Source organism: Streptomyces sp. NPDC039480, from assembly GCF_055597165.1.
This window is the reverse complement of the sequence record NZ_JBVITX010000002.1, coordinates 920,174-946,326: the sequence shown is the minus strand read 5'-3', so window position 1 is coordinate 946,326 and position 26,153 is coordinate 920,174. Positions and strand designations below refer to the sequence as shown.

20 protein-coding genes and 1 tRNA gene are annotated in these 26,153 nt (G+C 71.4%); 5 read left to right on the top strand and 16 right to left on the bottom strand.

The features are described from left to right. Window positions 1–104: 104 nt before the first annotated feature. From ACZ56E_RS10180 to ACZ56E_RS10115, 14 genes are all read right to left on the bottom strand, one after another. Entirely contained in the window at window positions 105–1,376 is a 1,272-nt protein-coding gene (locus ACZ56E_RS10180; protein WP_471212942.1) for a serine hydroxymethyltransferase, read from the bottom strand. Window positions 1,377–1,426: 50 nt separating this feature from the next. After that, complete coding sequence (locus ACZ56E_RS10175) at window positions 1,427–2,080, bottom strand: arsenate reductase/protein-tyrosine-phosphatase family protein (protein ID WP_362990248.1); 654 nt, start codon at window positions 2,078–2,080, stop codon at window positions 1,427–1,429. Continuing rightward, entirely contained in the window at window positions 2,077–2,724 is a 648-nt protein-coding gene (locus ACZ56E_RS10170; RefSeq protein WP_362990246.1) for an L-threonylcarbamoyladenylate synthase, read from the bottom strand. Before ACZ56E_RS10170 ends, ACZ56E_RS10175 begins: the two co-directional genes overlap by 4 nt. Window positions 2,725–2,770: 46 nt before the next feature. Continuing rightward, entirely contained in the window at window positions 2,771–3,616 is an 846-nt protein-coding gene (gene prmC / locus ACZ56E_RS10165; protein WP_468608859.1) for a peptide chain release factor N(5)-glutamine methyltransferase, read from the bottom strand. Window positions 3,617–3,660: 44 nt separating this feature from the next. Next, window positions 3,661–4,737: a peptide chain release factor 1 gene (gene prfA / locus ACZ56E_RS10160; protein ID WP_468608861.1), complete on the bottom strand. Its 1,077-nt coding sequence runs from the start codon at window positions 4,735–4,737 to the stop codon at window positions 3,661–3,663. 127 nt (window positions 4,738–4,864) lie between these two features. Further along, window positions 4,865–5,086, bottom strand: coding sequence for a 50S ribosomal protein L31 (rpmE, locus tag ACZ56E_RS10155; protein ID WP_098244794.1), 222 nt, complete (start codon window positions 5,084–5,086; stop codon window positions 4,865–4,867). Window positions 5,087–5,245: 159 nt separating this feature from the next. Continuing rightward, complete coding sequence (locus tag ACZ56E_RS10150) at window positions 5,246–6,358, bottom strand: LCP family protein (protein ID WP_471212939.1); 1,113 nt, start codon at window positions 6,356–6,358, stop codon at window positions 5,246–5,248. A 320-nt stretch (window positions 6,359–6,678) separates the two neighbouring features. After that, complete coding sequence (gene rho / locus ACZ56E_RS10145) at window positions 6,679–8,751, bottom strand: transcription termination factor Rho (RefSeq protein ID WP_471212937.1); 2,073 nt, start codon at window positions 8,749–8,751, stop codon at window positions 6,679–6,681. 393 nt (window positions 8,752–9,144) lie between these two features. Continuing rightward, window positions 9,145–10,062, bottom strand: a complete 918-nt coding sequence (thrB, locus tag ACZ56E_RS10140; protein WP_471212933.1) for a homoserine kinase — start codon at window positions 10,060–10,062, stop codon at window positions 9,145–9,147. A 242-nt stretch (window positions 10,063–10,304) separates the two neighbouring features. Next, a complete protein-coding gene (thrC, locus tag ACZ56E_RS10135) occupies window positions 10,305–11,363 on the bottom strand; it encodes a threonine synthase (RefSeq protein WP_468608868.1) in 1,059 nt (352 codons plus the stop codon). A gap of 6 nt (window positions 11,364–11,369) precedes the next feature. Then, entirely contained in the window at window positions 11,370–12,662 is a 1,293-nt protein-coding gene (locus ACZ56E_RS10130; RefSeq protein ID WP_468608870.1) for a homoserine dehydrogenase, read from the bottom strand. 104 nt (window positions 12,663–12,766) lie between these two features. Beyond that, entirely contained in the window at window positions 12,767–14,158 is a 1,392-nt protein-coding gene (gene lysA / locus ACZ56E_RS10125) for a diaminopimelate decarboxylase (RefSeq protein ID WP_471212929.1), read from the bottom strand. Between the two features lie 26 nt (window positions 14,159–14,184). Then, entirely contained in the window at window positions 14,185–15,369 is a 1,185-nt protein-coding gene (gene nrtL / locus ACZ56E_RS10120) for an ArgS-related anticodon-binding protein NrtL (RefSeq protein ID WP_471212927.1), read from the bottom strand. A 516-nt stretch (window positions 15,370–15,885) separates the two neighbouring features. Next, on the bottom strand, window positions 15,886–16,413 hold the full coding sequence (locus ACZ56E_RS10115; protein WP_471212923.1) for a response regulator: 528 nt from the start codon (window positions 16,411–16,413) through the stop codon (window positions 15,886–15,888). 201 nt (window positions 16,414–16,614) lie between these two features. On the opposite strand from ACZ56E_RS10115, the gene ACZ56E_RS10110 reads away from it, so the two are divergent. The 5 genes from ACZ56E_RS10110 to ACZ56E_RS10090 all read left to right on the top strand — a co-directional run bounded on the left by ACZ56E_RS10110 (window position 16,615) and on the right by ACZ56E_RS10090 (window position 20,523). Beyond that, window positions 16,615–16,686, top strand: a tRNA-Arg gene (locus tag ACZ56E_RS10110). A 120-nt stretch (window positions 16,687–16,806) separates the two neighbouring features. Then, complete coding sequence (locus ACZ56E_RS10105; RefSeq protein WP_471212921.1) at window positions 16,807–17,508, top strand: hypothetical protein; 702 nt, start codon at window positions 16,807–16,809, stop codon at window positions 17,506–17,508. Window positions 17,509–17,603: 95 nt separating this feature from the next. Continuing rightward, window positions 17,604–18,644, top strand: coding sequence for a helix-turn-helix domain-containing protein (locus tag ACZ56E_RS10100; protein WP_471212919.1), 1,041 nt, complete (start codon window positions 17,604–17,606; stop codon window positions 18,642–18,644). Between the two features lie 350 nt (window positions 18,645–18,994). Continuing rightward, window positions 18,995–19,624, top strand: coding sequence for a YceI family protein (locus tag ACZ56E_RS10095; protein ID WP_471212917.1), 630 nt, complete (start codon window positions 18,995–18,997; stop codon window positions 19,622–19,624). Window positions 19,625–19,683: 59 nt separating this feature from the next. Beyond that, window positions 19,684–20,523: a thioesterase II family protein gene (locus ACZ56E_RS10090; protein WP_471212914.1), complete on the top strand. Its 840-nt coding sequence runs from the start codon at window positions 19,684–19,686 to the stop codon at window positions 20,521–20,523. Between the two features lie 39 nt (window positions 20,524–20,562). Here the strand turns inward: ACZ56E_RS10090 and ACZ56E_RS10085 are convergent, their stop codons facing one another. Next, window positions 20,563–22,731 carry a beta-ketoacyl synthase N-terminal-like domain-containing protein gene (locus ACZ56E_RS10085; protein ID WP_471212912.1) on the bottom strand — a complete coding sequence of 723 codons (2,169 nt, stop codon included), beginning with the start codon at window positions 22,729–22,731 and terminating at the stop codon, window positions 20,563–20,565. Continuing rightward, entirely contained in the window at window positions 22,728–26,153 is a 3,426-nt protein-coding gene (locus ACZ56E_RS10080; protein WP_471212911.1) for a non-ribosomal peptide synthetase, read from the bottom strand. The genes ACZ56E_RS10085 and ACZ56E_RS10080 overlap by 4 nt, the downstream gene beginning before the upstream one ends.

Below are 26,153 nucleotides of genomic sequence, written 5' to 3'. Positions count from 1 at the left end.
CCCACACCCTAGCTTTGCGCGCATAGGGTTGGGGACTTCCGGGTAGCGACGATGGTTGCACGAGCATCCCACCAGCACCGTCAGCCCCCTGCGGCGGCCGTCCCTCACCGGGCCGGGTAGGGCGGAAATCTTCCCACCAGTTCGCGTACCTCTTCTCGTACGTTCGACTCCTCGCGCACTGCTTCGGCCAGCAGTGCCGCGATGCGTGCCATTTCGGGGGCGCCCATGCCCTGGGTGGTGACGGCGGCGGTGCCGAGGCGGAGGCCGCGGGTGTCGCCGTGCGGCAGGGCGCAGGTGTCGAGGAAGATGCCGGCCGCCGCGAGCCTGGCGCGGGCGGTTCGGGCGTCCACGCCCAGGGGTGCGGGGTCGGCCAGGACCAGGTGCGTGTCCGTGCCGCCGGTGGCGATGGCGAAACCGACCGCGGCCAGCGCCTCCGCGAGGGTCCGCGCGTGCTCGACCACCTGATGGGCGTACGCCGCGAAGGCCGGCGTCGCCGCCTCCCCGAACGCCACGGCCTTGGCGGCGATCGTGTGCATCTGGGCGCCGCCCTGGGTGAACGGGAAGACGGCCCGGTCGATCCGTTCCGCGAGGTCCGCCCCGCACAGCAGGAGGCCGCCTCGCGGGCCGCGCAGGACCTTGTGGGTGGTCGCGCAGACCACGTCGGCGTACGGCACCGGGCTGGGCGCCGCTCCCCCGGCGATCAGGCCCATGGGGTGCGCGGCGTCGGCGATGAGGTAGGCGCCCACGTCGTCGGCGATCTCACGGAAGGCCGCGTAGTCGATGTGCCGTGGATAGGCGATGGAGCCGCACACGATGGCCTTGGGCTGGTGCGAGCGGGCGAGGGCGTGCACCTGGTCGTAGTCGAGCAGGCCGCTCTCGGGGTCCACGCCGTAGCCGACGAAGTCGAACCATCTGCCGGAGAAGTTGGTGGGCGAGCCGTGCGTGAGATGTCCGCCGTACGGCAGCCCGAGGGCCAGGACCGTGTCGCCGGGCCGCAGCAGCGCGGCGTACGCGGCGAGGACGGCGGAGGACCCGGAGTGCGCCTGTACGTTGGCGTGCTCGGCGCCGAACAGGGCCTTGGCGCGGTCGACGGCGATCCGCTCGGCGACGTCGACCAGTTCGCAGCCCCCGTGGTGGCGGGCGCCGGGGTAGCCCTCGGCGTACTTGTTGGCGAGCGGCGAGCCGAGGGCGGTGAGGACGGCGGGCGACGTGAAGTTCTCGGCGGCGATCAGCTGGAGCGCGTCGGACTGCCGGGCGGCCTCGCCGATGAGGACGTCGGCGAGCTCGGGGTCCTGCCTCCGCAGCCCCTCGAGATCCGTGTACGCGGCGGAGGCGGAGGGTGCGGCGGGTGCGGTGCTGACCGTGCTGAGCGACATCGTGGGCTCCGGGGCCGTGCGGGGGGTGACCTCAGATCCAATGTAGGCCGCTACATGTGCGCGGGCACCCCGGTCAGCGCCGTCACCACCGGGTCGAGTGCCTGGTTGATCTCGTCGCCCACGGAACGGAAGAACGGCAGGGGCGCCCCGTACGGGTCGTACACCTCGTCGGCCTCCACGTTCGGCGCGAGGAGCCAGCCGCGCAGCGCGGCGGCGGCCCGGACCAGGGCTCGCGCCCGCTCGACCACGCCGTTGCCGTCGGGCTCGGGCAGGGTCGTCGGGTCTATGGCCCGCACGAGCCGGGTGAACTCCTTGAGCGTGAAGGTGCGCAGGCCCGCCGAGTGGCCCATGGAGATGACCTGCGCCCGGTGGTCGCGGGTGGCGGTCAGGACCAGGTCGGCGCGGATGACGTGGTCGTCGAGGAGCTCGCGCCCCATGAAGCCGCTGGCGTCCGCGCCGAAGTCGGCGAGGACCGTCTCGGCGTTGGTCTCCATGGGGGCGCCCTCGTGGCCCCAGGTGCCCGCGCTCTCCACGATGAGGCCGCCGGTCAGCGGGTCGCCCAGGCGGTCGGCCAGGGCATGCCTGGTCAGCCGCTCGGTGATGGGTGAGCGGCACACGTTGCCGGTGCTGACGTGGAGGATGCGGAAGGCGTCCGCGGAGCCCGGGAAGCCCGCTATGCCACGCCCCGTCTCAGGGGCTGTCAATTCGCCACCTCGAGGTCGGGTACCACCTTGCGCAGCTCGTCCGCGGTCAGCGCGCCCGCGCGCAGCAGCACCGGCACCTTGCCCGTGACGTCGACGATCGACGACGGGACGATGCCGGGGGTCGGGCCGCCGTCCAGGTACACGGAGACGGAGTCGCCGAGCATCTCCTGCGCGGCGTCACAGTTCTCCGGGGCGGGGTGCCCCGTGAGGTTCGCCGAGGAGACGGCCATCGGGCCGACCTCGGTGAGCAGTTCGATGGCGACGGGGTGCAGCGGCATGCGGATGGCGACCGTGCCGCGGGTGTCGCCGAGGTCCCACTGGAGCGACGGCTGCTGCTTGGCGACCAGGGTCAGGGCGCCGGGCCAGAAGGCGTCGACGAGCTCCCAGGCCATCTCGGAGAAGTCGGTCACCAGGCCGTGCAGCGTGTTCGGCGAGCCGATCAGGACGGGCGTGGGCATGTTGCGGCCGCGGCCCTTGGCGTCCAGCAGGTCCGAGCAAGCCTCCGGGGTGAAGGCGTCGGCGCCGATGCCGTAGACGGTGTCGGTGGGCAGCACGACCAGCTCGCCACGGCGGACGGCGGACGCGGCCTCGCGCAGACCGGTCGTACGGTCGGTCGCGTCGTTGGTGTCGTATCGCCGTGCCATTAGTCCGGACTCCTCACTGAAAAGCTGACACTGATGATCTGGGTCGTCACGGCATCGCCCTGCGGGCGGTCGCGAAGCGGGGCCTGTTGTTGAGGTCGGGGTGGTCGGCCGCGTCGGCCCAGCCCCGCTCCTCGGTGAAGATCCACGGGACCTGGCCGCCCTGGGTGTCCGCGTGCTCGATGACGACGACTCCGCCGGGGCGGAGCAGCCGGTGGGCGGTGCGCTCGATGCCGCGGATCAGGTCGAGGCCGTCCTCGCCGGAGAAGAGGGCGAGTTCGGGGTCGTGGTCGCGGGCCTCCGGGGCGACGTACTCCCATTCGGTGAGCGGGATGTACGGCGGGTTGGAGATCACGAGGTCGACCTGTCCGTCGAGCTCCGGGAAGGCGTCCCTGGCGTCTCCCTGGACCAGCTTGACCCTGGACCCCTCGACGTTCTTCCGCGTCCACGTGAGGGCGTCCTCGGACAGCTCGACGGCGTGCACCCGCGAGCGCGGGACCTCCTGGGCCATGGCGAGCGCGATGGCTCCGGAGCCGGTGCACAGGTCGACGATGAGCGGCTCGACGACGTCCATCGCGCGGACGGCGTCTATGGCCCAGCCGACGACGGACTCGGTCTCCGGGCGGGGCACGAAGACGCCGGGGCCGACCTGCAGCTCCAGGTAGCGGAAGAAGGCCCGCCCCGTGATGTGCTGCAGCGGCTCGCGGGCCTCGCGCCGCGCGACGGTCTCCCAGTAGCGGGCGTCGAAGTCGGCGTCCTTGACGGAGTGCAGCTCGCCCCGCTTCACGCCGTGCACGAAGGCGGCGAGCTCCTCCGCGTCGTTGCGCGGCGAGGGCACGCCGGCGTCGGCCAGCCGCTGGGTGGCCTGGGCCACTTCCGCGAGCAGCAGGTTCACGCTGGTCCTCCGGGGCGGGTCGGGACGGGTCGTACGAGAGTGCCTCAAGCGGCGGCGAGCTTCGCCGCGGAGTCCGCGTCGACGCAGGCCTGGATGACCGAGTCGAGGTCTCCGTCGAGCACCTGGTCCAAGTTGTACGCCTTGAAGCCGACGCGGTGGTCCGAGATCCGGTTTTCCGGGAAGTTGTACGTCCGGATCTTCTCGGAGCGGTCGACGGTGCGGACCTGGCTGCGGCGGGCGTCCGCGGCCTTGCTCTCCGCCTCTTCCTGGGCCGCGGCGAGGAGCCTGGAGCGCAGAATACGCATCGCCTGCTCCTTGTTCTGCAGCTGGCTCTTCTCGTTCTGGCAGGAGGCGACGACGCCGGTGGGCAGGTGGGTGATGCGCACCGCGGAGTCGGTGGTGTTGACGGACTGGCCGCCGGGCCCGGAGGAGCGGTAGACGTCGATCCGCAGGTCGTTCGCGTGGATCTCGACGTCGATCTCCTCGGCCTCGGGCGTCACGAGCACGCCGGCCGCGGAGGTGTGGATGCGGCCCTGGGACTCGGTGGAGGGTACGCGCTGCACGCGGTGCACGCCGCCCTCGTACTTCAGCCGCGCCCAGACGCCCTGGCCGGGCTCGGTGGCGCCCTGGCCGCCCTTGGTCTTCACGGCGACCTGGACGTCCTTGTAGCCGCCGAGCTCGGACTCGGTGGAGTCGATGATCTCGGTCTTCCAGCCGACGCGCTCGGCGTACCGCAGGTACATGCGCAGGAGGTCGCCGGCGAACAGGGCCGACTCGTCGCCGCCCGCGCCCGCCTTGATCTCCAGGATGACGTCCTTGTCGTCGGACGGGTCACGGGGCACGAGCAGCAGCCGCAGCTTCTCGGTGATGGCCTCGCGCTGCCGCTCCAGGTCCTTGACCTCGGCGGCGAAGTCGGGGTCGTCGGCCGCGAACTCGCGCGCGGTCTCGATGTCGTCCCCGGTCTGCTTCCAGGAGCGGTACGTCGCCACGATCGGGGTCAGCTCGGCGTAGCGCTTGTTGAGCTTGCGCGCGTTGGCCTGGTCGGCGTGGACCGACGGGTCGGCGAGCTTCTTCTCGAGATCGGCGTGCTCGCCGATCAGTTCCTCGACCGCCTCGAACATCGGGGGCTCCTGGTTTTCTGCGCGAAGGTTCTCCGCGCGGTTCTACGCGAATTGGCTGCGGGACGGCAAAAGCGCCGGTCCCGGCCACCCCCTCCCGAGGGCAGCCGATGACCGGCGCAGTGGCTCGCTACTTGTTGGCGCCTGCAGCCTTGCCGAAGCGGGCCTCGAAGCGGGCCACGCGGCCACCGGTGTCGAGGATCTTCTGCTTGCCCGTGTAGAACGGGTGGCACTCGGAGCAGACCTCGGCGCGGACGGTGCCGCTGGAGATCGTGCTGCGGGTGGTGAACGACGCACCGCAGGTGCAGCTGACCTGGGTCTCGACGTACTCGGGGTGGATGTCGCGCTTCAAGGTGTCTCCTAGTTTCGGGAGGGCGCCGGGTCGTACGCGCGGATTGCTCGTACGTGAACCGGGGCCGACGTACCAGTCTGCCAGGACCGGCCGTATCTCCCAAAACCGGGGGGCGCGCCGATCTATTCCTGCTCCGTCCTCAAGGCCTGCCCCTGAGGGTCAGTGCCCGGCGACCACGTCGCCCACGTCGCCCTTGTCGCCCGCGGACTCCTCGGTGGCGGACTTGGGGATGGGCTTGTCGGCCTTGAGGGCGTCCCAGACCTGCCGGTCGGCCTCCTCCAGGGGGAGGACGCGGTTGCGGTCGCTCGGGTCGTACTGGATGGGCAGCGTGACCATCTTCATGTCGCCCGCGCCGATGCCCTTGAGGCCGTTCGCGAAGCTCGCGAGGCTCTTGACGTCGTTGAGGTCGGAGTCGGTGGTGATGGCGCTGGTCGCGTCGTCCGCGAGGTCCCAGAGCTTCTTCGGGTTGCCGAAGACGCCGACGTCCTTGACCTGGTCGAGGAGGGCCTTGATGAAGGCCTGCTGGAGCTGGATGCGGCCGAGGTCGCTGCCGTCGCCGACGCCGTGCCGGGTGCGGACGAGGCCGAGGGCCTGCTCGCCGTTCAGGGTGTGCGTGCCCGCGTCCAGGTCCAGGTGGCTGTCCTTGTCGCGGATGTCCTTCTTGGTGGTGATGTCGACGCCACCGAGGGTGTCGATGAGCTTCTTGAAGCCCGTGAAATCGACTTCTACGTAGTGGTCCATCCGGATGCCGGACATTTTCTCGACCGTCTTGACGGCGCAGGCGGGGCCGCCGACCTCGTACGCCGTGTTGAACATCTGCCGCTGCCCGCCGGGGGTCGTCTTGCCGTCCTCGGTCGTGCAGTCCGGCCGGGATATCAGGGTGTCGCGGGGTATGGAGACGACGCTGGCCTTCTTGTGGCCCTTGTAGACGTGCACGATCATCGCGGTGTCCGAGCGGGCCGCGCCCTCGTCCTTGCCGTACTTGGCGTTGTCGCCGGAGCGCGAGTCGGAGCCGAGGACGAGGATGTCCTGGGAGCCGTTGTCGACGTCCATGGGGCGGTCGGTGCCGAGCGCGGCGTTGATGTCGACGCCCTTGATGTTGCCGTTGAGCTTGAAGTAGACGTAGCCGAGGCCGGTGCCTCCGAGGACGGCCACTCCCGCGGCGGTCCAGGCCGTGACGACGAGAACCTTCTTGCGCTTGCTGCGCGGCTTGCGGCGGCGACCGCGCTTGCCGCGCCTCGGCGCGTCGGCGGCCCTGCTCTCGTCGGTCATGCGCTCCTCAGTCCTCGTCGGTCGGTTACCCCCTGCTTTCAGGGCCAGGCGTGGCTTTCCGTCACTTGTCAGACGGGAAAACCGAAAGAAGGGTTGCACGACCCCCTGTGTGCGCCCCGGGGTGCGACCACTACGGAGAGTGCCTTGAGCATCCGCATTTCGGCCCCTCACCTGCGCTTTCGACCGGTTCCGCGCTACCGGCTGTGACCGTGAGAATCTCTTAGACGTGTGGCCAAGGTCTCGCTCCGGTCACGCCGGGCAACAGAAGAGCCGCCCCGTCACAGAGGTGACGGGGCGGCTCTTCGGACCGCTGAGGACGACTAGTCGTTGCCGTTGCCCGGCGTCGGCGTCGTCTTCTGGATCTGCAGCAGGAACTCGGCGTTCGACTTCGTCTGCTTCATCTTGTCGAGCAGCAGCTCGATCGCCTGCTGCTGGTCGAGCGCGTGCAGCACGCGGCGCAGCTTCCAGGTGATGGCGAGCTCGTCGCTGCCGAGCAGGATCTCTTCCTTACGGGTACCGGACGCGTCCACGTCCACCGCCGGGAAGATGCGCTTGTCGGCGAGCTTGCGGTCGAGCTTGAGCTCGGCGTTGCCGGTGCCCTTGAACTCCTCGAAGATGACCTCGTCCATGCGGGACCCGGTGTCGACGAGCGCGGTCGCGAGGATGGTCAGCGAGCCGCCGTCCTCGATGTTGCGCGCGGCACCGAAGAAGCGCTTCGGCGGGTAGAGGGCCGTCGAGTCGACACCACCGGACAGGATGCGGCCGGAGGCCGGCGCCGCGAGGTTGTACGCACGGCCCAGACGGGTGATCGAGTCGAGCAGTACGACGACGTCGTGGCCCAGCTCGACCAGCCGCTTGGCGCGCTCGATGGCGAGCTCGGCGACCGTGGTGTGGTCCTCGGCGGGACGGTCGAAGGTCGAGGAGATGACCTCGCCCTTCACCGACCGCTGCATGTCGGTGACCTCTTCCGGACGCTCGTCGACCAGGACGACCATCAGGTGGCACTCGGGGTTGTTGTGCGTGATCGCGTTGGCGATCGCCTGCATGATCATGGTCTTGCCGGTCTTCGGCGGGGCCACGATCAGACCGCGCTGGCCCTTGCCGATGGGCGCGACGAGGTCGATGATGCGGGTCGTCAGCACACCCGGGTCGGTCTCCAGGCGGAGCCGGTCCTGCGGGTAAAGGGGCGTCAGCTTGTTGAACTCCGGTCGCCCGCGCCCGGATTCGGGCGCCATGCCGTTGACCGAGTCGAGGCGCACGAGCGCGTTGAACTTCTCGCGGCGCTCGCCGTCCTTGGGCTGACGGACCGCGCCGGTGACGTGGTCGCCCTTGCGCAGGCCGTTCTTGCGGACCTGGGCCAGCGAGACGTACACGTCGTTGGGACCGGGGAGGTAGCCCGACGTACGGATGAACGCGTAGTTGTCGAGGATGTCCAGGATGCCCGCGACGGGGATCAGGACGTCGTCCTCGGAGACCTGCGGTTCGTTGCCGAAGCCCTGCTCGTCGCGGCCGCGACGGCCACGGCGGTCCCGGTAACGGCCCCGGCGGCCACGGCGGCCACCCTCGAAGTCGTCGTCGTCCTGCGGACCGTTGTCCCGCTGACGGTCCTGCCGGTCCTGGCGGTCCGGACGGCCGCCGCCCTGCTGCTGACGGTCCTGCCGGTCCTGGCGGTCCGGACGGCCGCCACCCTGCTGGTCGTCGCCCTTGTTCCCGCGGCGGTCGCGGTCGCGGCCGCGGCCCTGCCGGTCACGGCGGTCGCGGCGGCCCTCGGCGCCGTCGCCGGAGTTGTCGCCGCCCTTGTCGCCCTTGGCCTCGGACGCGTCGCCCTTGGCCTCGGTCTTCGCCTCGGCGGTGACGGTCTCCGGGCTGCCCGCGTCGGCGGTGGCGCGGCGCCGACGGCGCTCGCCGGCCGGCTGGTCGTCTCCGCCGCGGTCGGCCTCGGCCGTGCGGCCGGGGCCGCCGGCGGGCTGGCCGGGGATGTCGATCTGCTGCTGGGTGGCGGCCTTCTCGGCCTTGCCGCCCTTGGCGTCGTCGGCCTTGGCCGCCTTGGCGGCGGGCTCGGCGGCGTCCTCGCCCGTACGGGCCTTCGAGGTGGCCCGGCGCTTGGGCTTGGTCTCGGTGGTCTCACCGGAAGCCGCGGCGCTCTTCGCCGGGGCTCCGCCCCCTGCCTGCGCCTCCTTGATGACCTCGATCAGCTGGCTCTTGCGCATGCGCCCGGTGCCCTTGATTCCAAGGCCCGATGCGACCTGCTGCAGTTCCGCCAGCACCATGCCCTCAAGGCCGGTGCCGCGGCGCCGCCGGGACCCGGCCGAAGCACCGGTGGCAGGCGCCGCGGAGGCGTCCGTGGCGGGCGTGTCGGCAGTCACGCCCATCAGATCGGTGGTGTCGCTCACGAAGGGTCCTTCCCTGGAGCGGACGTCGGCCTGTCTGGCTCGGCGACCGGTTGTGCTGTCCGGCGATCGGTCCTTGCATTCTGTGGACCGTGCCGGGGCGGTGGTCCGCCAACGCGGCGGAAGAATTCATTGGTGATGGCGATTCCCGGTGCGGTGCCACTGATGTGCGGTGTCACCCGGCTCGGTCACGCCGGTTCCGGAGCGTGCTCAGGACCGCTCAGTGCGGGGCACGAAGCAGTTTGGGAGGCTCCCGGAAGAATGGTTGTCCCGGACGGGGACGCAAAGCACCTCGCCATGGTGAGGTCGGGTGCAGACTTGAGATTAACACTACCGGATCCAACAAACATTCCCCCTCTCAGGATCGGGACACCCCGAATCCCTTCGTTCACTGCGTCAGGGCGCGAGCGGCAGCACGCTCGTGCCCGTGGCGTCGAGCGCCAGGCGATTGGCCGCCCAGCCCTCCCCTGCCAGTCGTGCGACCTTGTCGGCCGCACTGTCTTCGACCAGCGCGAGGACCGTGGGTCCCGCGCCGGAGATCATCGCGGGCACGCCGTCGGCGCGCAGCCGCTCCACCAGGGCGGCGCTCTCCGGCATGGCCGGGGCGCGGTACTCCTGGTGCAGCCGGTCCTCCGTGGCGGGGAACAGCAGCTCGGGGCGCCTGGTCAGGGCCTCGACGAGCAGGGCCGCCCGGCCCGCGTTGGCGGCCGCGTCGACGTGCGGGACGGTGCGCGGGAGCAGGCCGCGCGCCATCTCGGTGAGGACGGGTTTTCCGGGGACGAAAACCACCGGAACGATGGAATCGGCGGGTTCCATCCGGATCGCCCGCCCCGCTCCCCCGTCCATCCAGGAGAGCGTGAAACCGCCGAGCAGACAGGCGGCGACGTTGTCGGGGTGGCCCTCGATCTCGGTGGCGAGGTCGAGCAGCGCGGCGTCGTCGAGCCGGGCCTCGCCGCCTATGGTCACGGCGCGCGCGGCGACGATGCCCGCGCAGATGGCGGCGGACGAGGAGCCGAGGCCGCGGCCGTGCGGGATGCGGTTGGCGCAGACGATCTCGAGACCGCGCGGCTGTCCGCCGAGCAGGTCGAAGGCGGTGCGCAGGGATCGTACGAGCAGATGCGACTCGTCGCGCGGAAGGGTCTCGCTGCCCTCCCCCGCGATGTCGATGTTCAGGCCGGAGTCGGCCACCCGGACGACGACGTCGTCGTACAGCCCCAGTGCCAGGCCGAGGGCGTCGAAGCCCGGGCCGAGGTTGGCGCTGGTGGCGGGGGTGCGCACCCGGACGGCGGCGGCGCGGAACGCGGGACCGGCCATCGCTCGATGACTCTCCTTGAGCTGCGTGTTTTCGAGGCTGCGTATTTTCGGTACGTGCCACATGTACGGAACACCCGAAGGCCGCGAACAACGGCGGCACCGCGGCATATGCGGCGGGGCGGGTTCGGTACAGCCTATCGAAGGAAGGTTCTGTGGCGACATAGGGCGCACAGGAGGCGCACGATGCGTGTCGTAAGCCCCCTGTGCCACCCCCTGTACGGAGTTGCGGGTTTTGCCTGCGGTTACGCGAGGCCGAGGCGCTCGGCGGCGGCGTCCGCGTCGACCGGGACGGTGACCGGCTGCGGGGCGCCGGCGACGGCCCAGTCCGGGTCCTTGAGGCCGTTTCCGGTCACGGTGCAGACGATCCTCTGCCCCTTGTCGACCTTGCCCTGCTCGGCGGCCTTCAGCAGACCGGCGACCGAAGCGGCCGACGCGGGCTCCACGAAGACACCCTCCTGGGACGCCAACAGCTTGTAGGCGCGCAGGATCTCACGGTCCGTCACCTCGTCGATGAAGCCGTCCGACTCGTCGCGCGCGTCGAGCGCGTACTGCCACGACGCGGGGTTGCCGATGCGAATCGCGGTGGCGATCGTCGACGGGTCCTTGACGACCTCGCCGCGCACGATGGGCGCGGAGCCGGAGGCCTGGAAGCCCCACATCCGGGGGGTACGGGTCGACACCGCGTCGGCCGCGTACTCCTTGTAGCCCTTCCAGTAGGCGGTGATGTTGCCGGCGTTGCCGACGGGAAGGACGTGGATGTCGGGGGCGTCGCCGAGGGCGTCGACGATCTCGAACGAGGCGGTCTTCTGGCCCTCGATACGGAACGGGTTCACCGAATTGACCAGCGCCACCGGGTAGTTCTCCGACAGCCCTCGAGCGAGGTTCAAGCAGTCGTCGAAGTTCCCGTCGACCTGGAGGATCTTCGAGCCGTAGACGAGGGCCTGGCCCATCTTGCCGAGGGCGATCTTGCCCTGCGGCACGAGGACCGCGCAGACCATGCCCGCGCGTACGGCATAGGCGGCGGCGGACGCCGACGTGTTGCCGGTGGAGGCGCAGATGACGGCCTGCGCGCCCTCCTCCTTGGCCTTGGTGATCGCCATGGTCATGCCGCGGTCCTTGAAGGACCCGGTGGGGTTGGCACCCTCGACCTTGAGGTGGACCTCGCAGCCCGTGCGCTCGGAGAGCACCTGTGCGGCCACGAGCGGCGTGCCGCCCTCGCCGAGCGTCACGACCGGCGTGGTGCCGGAGACCGGAAGCCGGTCCCGGTACTCCTCGATGATTCCGCGCCACTGGTGGGTCATTGCTGCTTACTCCCCTTCAACCCGCATGATGCTGGCGACACCACGCACGGTGTCGAGTTTGCGCAGCGCGTCGACGGTGCCGGTGAGGGCGGCGTCGGGCGCGCGGTGGGTGACGACGACGAGGGAGGCCTCGCCGTCCTTGCCCGTCTGACGGACCGTATCGATCGATACGCCGTGCTCGGCGAAGACCGTCGCGACCTGGGCGAGGACGCCCGGCTTGTCGGCCACGTCGAGGCTGATGTGGTAGCGCGTGACGACCTCGCCCATGGAGCTCACGGGCAGCTGCGTGTACGCGGAGTCGCCGGGCCCGGTGGCTTCGGCGAGCTTGTTGCGGCAGACGGCGACGAGGTCGCCGAGGACGGCGGACGCGGTGGGCGAGCCACCGGCGCCGGGTCCGTAGAACATGAGCTGCCCGGCGGCCTCGGCCTCGACGAAGACGGCGTTGTACGCCTCGCGGACCGACGCCAGCGGGTGGCTGAGCGGAATCATCGCGGGATGCACGCGCGCGGTCACCGACTCACCGTCGGCGGCCCGCTCACAGATGGCGAGGAGCTTGATGGTGCAGCCCATGCGCTTCGCGGAAGCGAAGTCGGCGGCGGTCACCTCGGTCATGCCCTCGCGGTACACGTCGTCGAGACGCACGCGCGTGTGGAAGGCGATGCCGGCGAGGATCGCGGCCTTGGCGGCGGCGTCGAAGCCTTCGACGTCGGCGGTGGGGTCGGCTTCCGCGTACCCGAGGGCGGTGGCCTCGTCCAGGGCCTCCTGGTAGCCCGCCCCCGTCGTGTCCATGGCATCGAGGATGAAGTTCGTCGTGCCGTTCACGATGCCGAGGACGCGGTTGACCTTGTCTCCCGCCATGGACTCGCGCAGCGGCCGGAGCAGCGGAATGGCGCCGGCGACGGCGGCCTCGTAGTAGAGATCCCGCCCGTGCTCGACGGCCGCCTCGTGCAGCGCGGCGCCGTCCTGCGCGATGAGCGCCTTGTTCGCGGAGACGACCGAGGCGCCGTGCTCGAAGGCGGTGGTGATGAGGGTCCTGGCGGGCTCGATCCCCCCGATCACCTCGACGATGACGTCAATGTCACCCCGCTTGACCAGCGCGGTCGCGTCGGTGGTGATGAGGTCGGGGTCGATCCCCTCACGCACCTTGGAGGGCCTGCGGACGGCGACCCCGGCGAGCTCCACCGGGGCACCGATCCTGGCTGTGAGGTCGTCGGCGTGCGTCGTCATGATGCGCGCCACCTCTGAGCCGACCACTCCACAGCCCAGCAGCGCCACCTTCAGCGGACGCGTACGCATCATCCGACCTCACTTCTCATACATCTACGGTGGAACCAGTCTCACCCACCGGAACAGACTTTCTGTCCATTGTCCGGATCCTGAGACATGTATTTCATGTTTTTTCGTCAGCCGACGTCGAGACGCAGGAGATCTTCCTCCGTCTCGCGCCGCACGATCACCCGCGCCTCGCCGTCCTTCACGGCGACGACGGGCGGGCGAAGAGCGTGGTTGTAGTTGCTCGCCATCGACCGGCAGTACGCACCGGTCGCGGGCACGGCGATCAGGTCGCCGGGCGCGAGGTCCGCCGGAAGGAAAGCATCCCGTACGACGATGTCCCCACTCTCGCAGTGCTTGCCGACGACGCGCACGAGGACGGGCTCGGCGTCGGAAGAGCGGGAGACGAGGGCGACGGTGTACTCGGCGTCGTACAGCGCGGTACGGATGTTGTCGGACATGCCGCCGTCCACGGACACGTACGTACGAAGCCCTTCGAGGGGCTTGATGGTGCCGACCTCGTAGAGCGTGAAGGCGGTCGGACCGACGATGGCGCGCCCGGGCTCCACGGAGATGCGGGGGGTGCGGAGCTTCGCGGCCTCGCACTCCCGCGTGACGATCTCGCGCAGCGCCTTCGCGATCTCGTGCGGCTCGCGGGGGTCGTCGTCGGAGGTGTACGCGATGCCGAGGCCGCCGCCGAGGTCGATCTCGGGCAGCTCGACACCGTGCTCGTCGCGCACCTCGGCGAGCAGCTGCACGACGCGCCGCGCGGACACCTCGAACCCGGCCATGTCGAAGATCTGCGACCCGATGTGGGAGTGGATCCCGATGAGCTCGAGCCCATCGAGCTTCAGGGCGCGGCGGACGGCCTCGGCGGCCTGCCCACCGGCGAGCGCGATGCCGAACTTCTGGTCCTCATGGGCCGTGGCGATGAACTCGTGGGTGTGCGCCTCGACGCCCACGGTCACGCGGATCTGCACGGGCTGCCGCTTGCCGAGCCGCTCCGCGATGTGCGAGACGCGCACGATCTCCTGGAAGGAGTCGAGGACGATGCGTCCGACGCCGGCCTCGATCGCGCGGTGGATCTCGCTCTCGGTCTTGTTGTTGCCGTGGAAGGCGATGCGCTCGGCCGGCATGCCCGCTTCGAGGGCGGTGGTGAGCTCACCACCGCTGCACACGTCGAGGTTCAGCCCTTCTTCGTGCAGCCACCGCACGACGGCCCGGGACAGGAACGCCTTGCCGGCGTAGAAGACATCGGCGTCACTGCCGAAGGCGTCGCGCCAGGCCTGGCAGCGGGCGCGGAAGTCGGCCTCGTCGATGAAGTACGCGGGGGTGCCGAACTCCTCGGCGAGCCGCGTCACTTCGATGCCGCCCGTACTGACGACGCCTTCGGGCGTACGGGTGACGGTGCGGGACCAGACCTTGGGGTCGAGGGCGTTCAGGTCGGCGGGCGGAGCGCTGTAGTGGCCCTCGGGGAGTACGTCGGCGTGGCGGGGACCGGCGGGGTGTGCGGAACGGCTCATGGCTGTGTCGTCTCGTCTTTCACATGTCACAGATGGTCGGGTGCGCTGATGCCGAGCAGGGACAGGCCACCGGCGAGCACCGTCCCGGCGGCTTCGGCGAGCGCGAGCCGGGCACGGTGGGCGGCCGAGGGTTTCTCGTCTCCCATCGGCAGGATCTGCCCTCGGTCGGCGCTTCGCGGGGGCCCTTGTGGGGCGCTGTGTGCAGCGCTGTGTGGAGCGCTCTGAAAGGAGAGGAAGGCGTCGGCGGTGACGACGAGGTGCCGGGCGAGCCGGTCCGGGGCGCGGTGGCGCGCGGCGGAGGCGAGGACGGCGGGGTGGGCGGCGAGGGCGGTCAGGAGGGGGGTGGCGGGGTGGTGGGTGTCAATGTCGCCGGGGGCGGCGGTGAAGCCGAGGGCGGCGGCGTTGCGGGTGAGGGCGCGGGAGCGAGCGTGGGCGTACTGGACGCGGAAGAGGGGGTTGCTCTCGCGCTGCACGAGGTGCTGGTCGCCGCCCTCCTCGGGGGTGATGCGGGGGTGGTCGTGGGGGGCGGGGTGGAGCAGCGCCCAACGGGCGGCGTCGCGGCCGAGGCGGAGGGGCCCTTCGCGGCCGTCCGAGGGGGCGTGTGCCGGGACGGGGCGCAGGGTGGGGAGGGACTCGGGCGGCCTCCCGTGGGCGTCGACGCGGACGCCGAGTACATCCGCCCAGGCGGGGTCGGGCGCGTCGTCACAGGTGACGCGGACGAGGACGCCCTGGGAGCGCAGGATGCGGCGGACGCTGTCGGCGACGACGACGGCGCGGATCTCACGGGGCACGTGGATCTGGGCGAGGGCGCCGGTGTCGGGGTGCACGTGCCCGTAGCAGGAGCCGCGCTCCAGGATCTCGCGTACAAGGGCTTCGTCGCGGGCGCCCGCGAGGGTGATGTTGAGGAACCCGGGCCCGGTGATGTCGACGCCGGCGATACCGGGCTCGGCGGCGAGCCGCGGGGACAGCACCTCGGCCACTTGGCGGGGGGTGCGCCCGGCGGCGCGGGCGAGCTGGAGGGCGATGTTGGTGGCGTAGTCGCCGCAGCCGCCGGGGCGGGGCTTTTCCACCTGCACGGGCAGACGCCCCGACGCGACGGACGCGTCCAGCTCCCCATCCAAGTCCACGCCCACGCCCACGCTGAGCTCACCGGCATCGACGGCCTGGCGCATGGCGCGCAGCACGGTGCGGGAAAGCTCGACGGGGGTCACGGGACCAAGCGTATGGGAGGAGGGGGGTGGGGAGGCGACTCGGTTTAGCGGATGGTCCGGGATGTGGACCGGGGGGCGGGGCGAGGGGGCTCGCCCCGGGGGGCGGGGCTGAGGGTTTTTCCCGGGTGGGGGGGGAGGCGGTGGATTGCCTGGGGCCGGGAGGCGGGTTGCCCGGGGCCCGGGGGCAGCGGATTACCCGAGGCGTCGGGCAGTGGCTCGCCTGCCGGGGGGGGGAGGAGGGTGCGGCTTGCACGGGGGCGGGGGCTGCGGCGAGCCGGGGCCCCGGGGGCAGCCGATTACCCGAGGCATCGGGCAGTGGCTTGCCGGAGGCCCAGCAGGGTGCGACTTGCACGGGAGCCGAGGGCTGCGGCGAGCCGGGGCCCGCTGGAGGCAGCGAACTTGCCGGGTCGAGTGGCTGCGGCTTGCCGGGGACCCGAAAGGCAGCGGCTTGCCGGGCGCATTGGGGCGGCGGCTTGCCGAGGTGGGCCTGCGGGGCTGGACTGGGCTGAGCTGGGGTCAACCCCCGGGGTGTGCGGCGCGCTCGGTGTCGCTGACACTGCCGCCTACGACGTCCCCGCTGCCGCCTCCACAACCACTGACTCGGCACTCGGCCGCTTCCAGAGCCCCATGGTCACGCTCACGTCCGACCTCACCGCTCCCCTCCCCCCTCGCCCCGAACATCAACTGCCGGACTATCCCGACCAGTTCGTTCGGCTCGAAGGGCTTGGCGAGGAAGGCGTCGACGCCGACCTCCAGGCCGCTCTCGACCTCGTACTGCGTGCAGGCGCTGATGACGACGATGGGCACATCACGCATGCGCGCGTCGGCACGGAGCCGGGCGGCGGTCCGCAGTCCGTCGAGCCGGGGCATCACGACATCGAGGGTGATCACATCGGGCTGGACCTGGTGCACGATGTCCAGGCATTCGACACCATCGGCCGCGGTCACGACCTCGAAGCCCTCCAGCTCGAGGTTGACCCTGATCAGCTGCCGGATGACCTTGTTGTCGTCCACAACAAGCACGCGGCCGGGCACGCCTGGCACACCTCGAGAGTAGGTCCGCGCCCGCCACCGCGTCCCGGTTTTCCCTACTTCCGCCACCCGCGGACGAGCCGGCGCCGCCTCCCACCCCCACCCACGGGAGGCACCCACCACGCCCCCGCACGAGCACCGAAATACCTGTTCATGGGGAGCCCCGAAGAGCTGGTAGGGTTCTACCCGTCGCCGCGCAACCCGCGACGATACGCCCCCGTAGCTCAGGGGATAGAGCAACGGCCTCCGGAGCCGTGTGCGCAGGTTCGAATCCTGCCGGGGGCACACTGTGCGAGTGTGTCCAAGACCCCGTCACCAGCGGAAACGCTGAGGTCGGGGTCTTCGCGTATGTGCAGGCGTATGCGGGTCGAAGCGAGCCGACCTCCACTCCTTAGCCTGGCGGAGGTGATCCGGCGCCGCGGCCTTCAGCCGCTGGCTGCAGTCGGACGACTGGAGGAGTTGGAGGATCTCGTGGACGTCACCACGCTTGCCGTCGCGCTCATCACCGTCGGCGGAACGCTGGGGGGCACCCTCGGCGGGGCCGTGCTCAGCCGGCGCGCCAGCCAGGAGCAGAACGAGCGGGCCGACCGCGAACGAGAGCAGGAACGCCGCGAGCAGGCGATACAAGCCCGCCGGGATCTGTATGCCCGTCTGAACACCACTGCTCGCGCTTACCGGGTCGCCGCCCGGGACGCCTTCTTGGCAGCGAAACGCGGCGAAAGCATCGACCCGGCTCCGCTCGAAAGCGCGAAGGAGGCCTGGGCGGGCGAGTACTCCCAGGCGCAGATGGCGCTGGCCAAGGACGTCCTGGACGTCGCCTCGACACTCAACAGGTCTCTTGGGATCGGGTACGCGGTCGTCAAGCATCTACCGAGCAGCCCTGACCTCGACGTGGCGTACCAGCGGGCCGATACGTGGTTCAGCGGCCCGCTGTCCGACGGCGTGTACCTGCTACGGGTCACGCTGCGCCAAGACCTCGGAGTCGAGGTCGACCCCGATTTCGATGAGACCCGTGCGCAGCTGCTCGCCGCACTCGACAGCGCACGGGACAGCCTGGCGCGTCTGCTGGCCGCAGAAGGGGCCCGGACAAGCGACCCAGCTGCCTGAGCTCCGGCCCGACGGTCGTGGAACGGGTGCCGCGGGGTATGGCGTCGTAGGGGAAGGGAAGAGGGGAAGGGGAGGGGGGAGGGAGAGGGGCGAGGGTGATTCGGTCTTGGTTGAGTAGTGAGGGTGTGCCGCCCTCGGAGCGGTTCGGGTGGTGGGGTGGGCTCAAGTCTGCTTCGCCCATCGCCACGACTCTGCGGAGTGATCACACCGATGACTTTCCCGTTGCGGTCGACCATGTCGATCTCGGGGCCGCGACGGTCACCACCATGTCGTATCCCTCGGCCGAAGTGCGGCGTACGGAGCGGCATATCCGTCGAGGGGATCCCGGGAGTCTGCAGGTGTCGTTGACCCTGGCGGGGCTCAGTGGGTTCGAACAGGCCGGGCGCAACGTGAAGTTCGGGGCCGGGAACTTTCTGTTGTACGAGTCCTCCTCGCCCTTCGAGGGGTGGATGCGGCAAGGCGGTGGCGGGAGCGATCCGACGCGGAGCATCGTGGCCACGCTGCCCATGCACCTGTTGCCCTTCCCCGTCGACCGGCTCTCCGAGATCGTCTCCCGGCCGATCTCCAGCCAGGAGGGGTTCGGGGCTCTGCTCGCCCAGTTCATGCGGCAAGTCACCGAGGATGTGGGGCAGTTCGGGGAGTCGTGTGACGTGTCCGATCGGCTCAGTCAGACCCTCGTCGACCTTGTCGGGCATCTTGGGGCCCAGCACCTCGACCGCGTGGCGGAGTTGCCTGTCGAGAGTCGTAAGCGTGCCCTGTTGCTCCAAGTACAGAGTCACGTCCGGCGGCATCTGCGCGATCCCGGGCTGAATCCGGACAGCATCGCCGCCGCGCACCACATCTCCACCCGCTATCTGCACCGGCTCTTCCAGGAGCAGGGTCTGACCGTCTCCTCCTGGATCCGGCGGCTGCGTCTGGAGCGCTGCCGTCGGGCGCTCGCCAATCCGGCGTTCGCCGCCGTGCCCGTCGGCGCCATCGCGGCCCGGTGGGGCTTCACACAGCCCGCCGTCTTCACCCGCGCCTTCCGTGCCGCGTACGGGCTCACACCGAGCGACGTACGCGCGCGGGCGTTGGCGGGCTACGAGAGTGCGTTGGCGGTCAACGGGTGTGCGCCCATGGTCAATGACGTCGGGTGAGGGGCTGGGAAGACTGTTGCGCGGCGGCGAGCTCGGGGGCGCCGCCGGTGTCCGCCACTGCGCCCGTTGAACGGGGGATAACGGGGGAAACGGGGGAGGGTGCGGGGGCGGGCACCGGGGGGGGAAGCTGGGGGGAGGTAGCGGGGAGGGCGCGTGCGGTGGTTTTGGGTTTTGTGACCGTGCGTGATGCTTCTCCGGCCGTCCGTGCATCCACATCATGTCGATCCTGTGCATCTTTGCCGTCGGCACCATGGAAGCCGGACCAGGCGGTCCATCTTGCCGGGGGCTCCTTCGCATGCCGTGATAGCACGGGGTGATCACTTTCGAAGTTCGAAGGAGGGGACGACCTCGTGGGCATCTTCAGCCGTCGCCAGACCGGCACCACCGCCACCGTCGAGCCGACGCCGGCCGGCGGTGTCGCGCTCGACTCCGCGTTGCGGGAGCTGACGGGGCAGTGGACCATCGACCGGCCGCACAGCCGTGTCGGGTTCTCCGTGCGGCACGCGATGGTCACCACCGTGCGGGGTGCCTTCGCCGACTACGACAGCACGCTGTACTTCGACGGCGACCGGCCCTCCGAGTCGCGCGCCGAGATCGTCATCCGGGTCGGGAGCGTCGACACCGGTGTGGAGCAGCGGGACGCGCATCTCGTCGGCACCGACTTCTTCGACGCGCGGCGCTATCCGGAGATGGTGTTCCGCAGCACCTCCACCGTCCATGAGGGCGGGGAGAGCTTCCGCATGTACGGGGATCTGACCATCCGGGACGTCACCCGCCCCGTCGACCTGCAACTCGACTATCTGGGGTCGGTCGTGGATCCCTTCGGCTTCGAGCGGGTCGGGTTCGACGGCACCACCACCATCGACCGCACCGACTGGGGTCTGGTCTACAACCAGCGGCTCGCGGCGGGCGGCACGATGGTGAGCGAGAAGGTGCGGTTGCAGTTCGACATCTCTGCGATTCGGTTCGCCGCCGCATAGGCGTTTCGGTGTCGTCGGTGTGTCAGTGCGATGCTGGCGGGCGTCGTACGTAGAACGCCGTGATCGTCGTGATCACGGTGAACACCGCCGTGAACACCGCCGCCGTACGCGGCACGCGAAAGGAGGGCGCGCTCGTGGGCGACTGGATACGTTGCTTCCACCCCGCACCCCACGCCGGGACCCGTCTGCTCTTTTTCCCGCACGCGGGCGGTTCCGCCAGCGCCTACCACCCGCTGTCGGCCGCTGTCAGCGGGGTCGTCGACCCGCTGGTCGTGCAGTATCCGGGGCGCCAGGAGCGGTTCGGTGAGCCGTTCGCCGAGCGGGCCGACGACGTCGTGGACGCCGTGCTCGCCGCGCTCCCCCGGTGGGACGACGGGGTGCCGACGGCGCTGTTCGGGCACAGCATGGGCGCGGTCCTCGCGTTCGAGACCGCGCGGCGCATGACCGCGGCGGGGCATCCGCCCGCGGCCCTGTTCGTCTCCGGGCGGCAGGCCCCCTCGCTGCCCTGGCGGCCCGCGGCGGTGGTGCGGCCGGTGGCCGAGATGTCCGACGGCGAGCTCGTGGAGGAGATGCGGAAGCTCTCCGGCACCGCGAACGAGCTGCTGGCCTCCCCCGATCTGCTGCCGGTCATCCTGCCGCCGGTGCGCGCCGACTACCGCCTCCTGGACAACCACGTCCACCGGAGCGGTCCCCCGCTCGACTGCCCGGTCGTCGCCCTGACCGGCGACGCCGATCCCCGCGTCGCGGTCGAGAACGTACGGGCCTGGGAGAGCGAGACCCGCGGCGCCTTCTCCTGCCATGTGCTGGAGGGGGGCCACTTCTTCCTCGACCGTCATCGGGCGTACGTCACCGAAGTCGTCGCCTCCACGCTGGCGGGGCGCAACGCGTCGACCCGGTGACGTCCACGCGGTCCCCTCGCGGGACCGCGTGCCTCGCCGCTACTCCGCCTCGAACTCCGCGAGGAGCGCGTCCAGCGAGTCCTCCGCCTCGTCCGGCTCCTTCGACTCGACGATGCGGTCGGCCAGTTCCTGGAGGGTCAGCTCCTCCAGGAACAGCGTGATGGGGACCTCGATGCCGAAGTCGTCCCGGAGCCTGCCGACCAGGTGGACGGCGGTCAGCGAGTCGCCGCCCGCCGCGAAGTAGGTCATCTCCGGGGCGACGGGGGGCTCCAGGCCGAGGGCTTCGGCAAGGAGTTCGGAGATGGCCCCGGTTGGCTCCCTTGTCTCCGTCGCATCTGTCGGCGTCTGTTCCGTCTGTTCCGTTGGGGTGTGCGTCGTGGGGCGCGGCAGCGTCAGTGCTCCGTGCCTCTCCCCCGCGAACGGGTACGTCGGCAGGCTCACCCTGCGGCCACCGCCCGCCTCCTCCGGCCAGAGGACCGTCCCGCCCTTCAGCCACACTTCGCCGAGCTCCCTCAGCCCGTCGGTGTCCGGCTCCCCCTCCACATCGTCCGAGGAGCGGCCCTCCGCGAGTGCCGTCAGCCGCTCGGCGGCTTCCGCCGGGTCCGAGGCCAGGACGTACGCGCGTACGTCCATGGGGGTGCGGCCGGTCCGCAGGGTGTGCGCCACGTCCGCGAGGGGCGGGGCGCCGGGGGCGCGGAGTGCGGCGGCCAAGGTGCCCGCGAGCGTGGTGAGGGCCGACTCCGTGCGGGCGGAGAGAGGCAGGAGCTCGGGGCGGGGGTGGGGGCCGGATGGGGTGGTGGTGTCCGGGGGTGTGGGGCGGTCCGGGGCCTGTTCCACGACGACGTGGACGTTCGTGCCGCCGATGCCGAGCGAGCTCACTCCCGCGCGGCGCGGGCCCTCGGCCGGGCGCGGCCACGGGGCGGGGCGGTCCACCACGTGGAACGGGGTGGCGTCCAGGCGCAGTTCGGGGTGGGGGCGGGTGACGTTGACGGTGGGTGCCAGCGTGGCGTGTTCCAGCATGAGGACGACCTTGATGAGCGAGGCGACGCCCGCGGCCGCGTCCAGGTGGCCGATGTTGGACTTCACTGAGCCGATGCCGATGCCGATGCCGATGCCGATATCAGTCTCTGGCTTCGGTTCCGCCCTCGTGAACGCCTCCGTCGCCGCCGCCAGCTCGATGCGGTCGCCCAGTTCCGTCGCCGTTCCGTGGGTCTCCACGTACTGGGCCTCGGACGGTCGCAGGCCCGCCGCCGACCAGGCCTCTACGACGGCCGCCGTCTGCTGCTCGACTCCGGGGGCGGTGAAGCCGACCTTCGTGGCGCCGTCGTTGGTCAGCGCGGTGCCGCGGACGACCGCGCGGATCGGGTCGCCGTCGGCGAGGGCGTCGGAGAGGCGGCGCAGCACGACGACGCCCACACCGCTGCCCGGCACGGTGCCGGCCGCCCGTTCATCGAAGGGGCGGCAGCGGCCGTCGGGCGAGAAGATGCCGCCCGCGTAGTGGACGTAACCCTGTCTGCGTACGGTGTCGACGCTCACGCCGCCCGCGAGCGCGGTGTCGCACTCGCCGAGGAGCAGTGCCTGGGCGGCGAGGTGCACCGCCGTCAGTGAGGTCGAGCAGGCCGTCTGGACGGTCAGGCTCGGTCCTTCGAGGCCGAGGCGGTAGGAGATCCAGGGGGCGAGGAACTCGCGGTCGGTGAGGATGCGGATCTGCATCGCGCCGATCGAGGCGGCCAGGCGGCGGTCGGTGTGGGCGGCGAGCATGTGCTCGGTGGGGCTGCCGCCGACGTACACCCCGGTGCGGGCGGGTGTGGCGAGCGGGTCGTGGCCGGCGTCCTCCAGGGCGGCCCAGGCGGTCTCCAGGAGGAGCCGGTGCTGGGGGTCGAGCGCGGCGGCCTCGGTGCGGTTGAAGCCGAAGAGTTCGGCGTCGAAGCGGTCGGCGCCGGCGAGGTGGCCCTTGGCCGGTACGTGGTTCGGGTCGCGCAGCTCCGCCGGGTCCGCGCCGTCGGCCAGCAGCTCCTCCTCGGTGAAGTCGACGATGGAGCAGACGCCGTCACGGAGGTTCGCCCAGTAGGCGGCGAGGTCGGGGGCGCCGGGGAACCGTCCGCTCATGCCGACGATCGCGATGGCCGAGTCGAGGTCGCCGGAAGGGTCGGAGTCCGGACCGGAGTCCGGACCGGAGTCGCGGTCCCAGGGTGCTGGCTCGGTCATCGTGACGTGCCCTTTCTGGAGCGGAGCCGTTGTGCGGCGGCGTTCTGGCGTGCGCGGCGGTCGCTTCCACGGCGCTCGGCGGGGGTGGCGGGGACACCTTCCCGGTCGGATTCCGGTTCGGGGTCCGGTTCGGGACCCGGTCTGTACGAAGAACCGTGGGCGGCCCCGTCCAGGTGTGCCGCGACCGCCGCGACCGTGGGGTGGCGGAACAGGTCGACCAGCGTCAGGTCCTCCGCCGTCTCCCTGAGCGCTTCGAGGACCCCCAGCAGGCGTACGGAGTTGCCGCCCAGGTCGAAGAAGTTGTCGTGGACGCCGACCCGGTCCAGGGTCAGTACGCGGGCCCACACCTCCGCCACGCGCCGCTCGGTGGGAGTGCGCGCCTCGGCGTACGTACGGGCCGGCTCGCGCCGCTCCGTCGACGGTTCGGGCAGTCGCGCCCGGTCGATCTTGCCCGAGCGGTTGAGGGGCAGCTCGTCGAGGTGGACGTGGACCTCCGGCAGCATGTAGCCGGGCAGGCGTGCGGCGAGGTGGGCGCGGAGGGACTCGTCCGAGGGGGTCGCGCCGTCCCGGTGCACGACGTACGCGACGAGGCGCTGCTCGGCCCCGCTCCCCCGCACGGCGGCCGCGGCGACCGCGACGTCCGGGTGGCCGGCCAACAGCGCCTCGATCTCGCCGAGTTCGATACGGATGCCGCGCAGTTTGACCTGGGAGTCGGAGCGGCCGAGGTAGTGGAGGCGGCCGCAAGCGTCGGTGCGGGCGAGGTCGCCGGCGCGGTACATGCGGGAGCCGGGCGGGCCGTACGGGTCGGCGACGAAGCGTTCGGCGGTCATGCCGGGGCGGCCGATGTAGCCGCGGGCGAGCGAGGCACCCGCGATGTGGACCTCGCCGGTCACGCCGGTCGGCACGGTCCGCAGCCGGGCGTCGAGGACGTACACGCGCGAGCCGGGCACCGGGCGGCCGATCACCACGGGCTCGCCGGGTTCGAGGTCGGCGGTGGTGGCGTAGACCGTCGCCTCGCTCGGGCCGTACGCGTTGACGATGCGGCGGCCCGGCTCGCTGAGCCGCTCGACGAGTTCGGCGGGGCAGGCCTCGCCGCCGACGGCGAGCGTACGCAGATGGGGCAGGCGGCCCGTCACGTCGGGCAGCAGCATCGCGGCGGACGGCGGGAGGAACACGTAGGTGATGCGGGAGTCCCGCAGCCGGGCGTACAGGGCGTCGCCGAGCCGTTCGTCGTCGCCCGCGATGTGCAGCTCGGCGCCCGCGACCCAGGGGAAGAACAGGTCGGAGACGGCCACGTCGAAGCCGAACGACACGAACTGGAGCACGCGGTCGTCGGCGGTGACGGGGAACGCGGGCCGCACGCCCACGGTCAGGTTGAGCAGCGCGCGGTGCTCGACTGCCACGCCCTTCGGCACGCCCGTGGAACCGGAGGTGAAGAGGACGTAGGCGAGGTCTGTCGGGGACGGAGACGGCGACCGGTCGTCCGTCTGCTGCAGAGGGGTCACGGGTGGCGTCACGGGTGGCGTCACGGGTGGCGTCATTGGCGTGCCGGGGTCGTCCGCTCGCAGGCACGGCACTCCCAGCGCCGCCCCCTTGGCCGCGGTCTCCGCCGCCGTCACGAGCAGGCCCGTGCCCGACGCCTCGACCATGTGCGCGAGGCGCGCGTGCGGATGGGCCCGGTCCAGGGGTACGTACGCGCCGCCCGCGCGGAGCACGGCGAGGGCCGCGATGCCCATCTCGGGCGAGCGGGGCAGCAGCAGGCCGACCCGGGAGCCGGGCCGCACCCCGGCGGCGCGGAGCCGGGACGCCAACGCGTCGGCTGCGGCGAGTAGTTCGCGGTAGCTGAGCCGCACGTCACCGCAGACGAGGGCGGTGGCGTCGGGTCGGGCTGCGGCGACGTCCGCGATCAGGTCGGGGACCAGGCGGTCGGTGGGCGCGGCCTCGGCGGTGCGGTCGGCGGCGGCGAGGGCGCGGGCGCGTTCGTCGGCCGGGACGGGGTCGAGGGTGGAGAGTGGCACGTCGGGGCGGGCGAGGGCCGCGCCGAGGAGGGTCTCGAAGTTGCGCACCCAGCCGCGCACGGTGGCGGCGTCGAAGAGGTCGCTGCGGTAGATGAACTGTGCGGCCAGCTCGCCGTCGTCGGCGGCCGCGTGCCGGGTGCCGCTCCACCGCTCCACGTGCAGGTGGAAGTCGAACTTGGCGGTCGGCAGGGCGAGTTGTACGCGCTGCACGCGGGCGCCCGCGAGTGCGAGGGAGAGGTCGGTGTCGTCGTCGTACGCGAAGACCAGCTGCACCACCGGGTCGTGGCTGGTCTCGCGGGCCGGGGCGAGCGCGTCCACGACGGACTCGAAGGGGGCGTCCTGGTACGGCTGTCCGGCGAGCAGCTCGGACCGGATGCGTCCGATCAGTTCGGTGTACGACGGGTCGCCCGCGAGGTCGACGCGGAGGGCCAGGGTGTTGGTCAGCATGCCGACCATCTCCTGGAGCTCGGGCCTGTCGCGCCCGGAAACCGGATATCCGACGACCAGGTCGTCGCGGCCGCTGAGCCGTCCGAGGAACGCGGCGTACGCGGCGAACAGCGCCATGAAGGGGGTGGCGTCCCGGGTCCGGGCGGTCTCCGCGAGGCGGGCGCGGACCTCGCCGCCCAGCAGGAAGCGTTCGCTGCCGCCCGCCGCCGAGCGCACGGCGGGGCGCGGCCGGTCGAGGGGCGGCGAGACGACCTCGGGCGCGCCGCGCAGCCGGCCGGCCCAGTGCGCGACGGCCTCGGCGTAGGCGCCTGCGGCCTGGCGTTCGCGCTGCCAGACGGCGAAGTCGGGGTATTGGAGGGGGGGTTCGGGGGTGGTGGGGGGCGCGGCTTCGGGTGCGGGCGCGGGCTCGGTGTCGTACCCGGGCTCGGTCTCGTACCCGGGCTCGGTCTCGTACCCGGGCTCGGTCTCGTACCTGAGGTCGGCCTCGTCCGCGTACCCGGCGGACAGGTCGCGCAGGATGACGCCGAGGGACCAGCCGTCGCAGATCAGGTGGTGGGCGACGAGCAGGACGCGGTGGCTGCCGTCGTCGACGGCGTACACGGTGCACCGCAGCAGCGGTCCGGTCGCCGGGTCGAAGGGGCGGGCGGCGTCGGAGCGCAGCCGCGCGTCCGCCTCGTGTGCCCGCACGTCCTTCTCGACGGTGAGGTGCGCGCGGCCGGTGGCGGCGACGATCTGCGCCTGCGTGCCGTCGGCCGCGGTGCGGAAGACGGTACGCAGGGACTCGTGCCGGGCGACCAGGGCGTCGAGCGCGCGCGTGAACGCGCCCAGGTCGAAGGGGCCGTGCACGGCGAAGGCGGCGGGGACGTAGTACTGGGCGGTGCCGGGGTTCATCCGGTCGAGGACCAGGAGGCGGCTCTGGGCGTCGGAGACGGGGAACTCGTACTCCTCGATGTCCAC